Origin of the sequence: Streptomyces sp. MA5143a (genome assembly GCF_900290235.1) — a bacterium.
Taxonomy (GTDB): Bacteria; Actinomycetota; Actinomycetes; order Streptomycetales; family Streptomycetaceae; genus Streptomyces.
Genome location: NZ_OLMK01000117.1, coordinates 1 through 475, shown reverse-complemented (window position 1 = coordinate 475; position 475 = coordinate 1). Strand labels below are relative to the sequence as shown.

Annotated in this window: 1 pseudogene; it reads left to right on the top strand. The window is 70.5% G+C overall.

The window, feature by feature from the left end:
- Nucleotides 1-475, top strand: a pseudogene (locus SMA5143A_RS37980) (glycoside hydrolase family 78); the annotation flags it as partial.

The following is a 475-nucleotide window of genomic DNA, read 5'->3' as shown; positions in this document are numbered from 1 at the left end:
CCCCCGCGGTCGGCGGCGGCACGGCGGGCTTCCCCGTCGACTTCACGATCCAGACCCGCCCCGACGGATCCAGCACCTACACCACCGCCCGCACGGTCACTGCCGAGCCCAACCCGGGCGGGCTCGTGCAGACGTACGGATTCAAGACCACCACCGCCCGTTACGTGCGCCTGCAGGCCACCAAGCTCGGTACGCCTCCCGTCGACGAGACCACGAAGTACCGTCTCCAGCTCGCCGAACTCGCCGTCCCCACCGCCGCGACCGCCGTCACCGCCAACTACACACTGGAGAACGGTGACTGGGGCAAGACCCGGCTCCTCGACGGCAACCTCACCAGCGTGACCGGCGCCAAGGGCTTCACCAGCATCGACTTCCCCTCCGCCGACGTCAGCGCCACCCCGGTGTGGATCGAGATCGACCTCGGCGCCGACCGGGCGATCGGGTCTGTCACCCTCCACCCCCGTACCGGCACCGG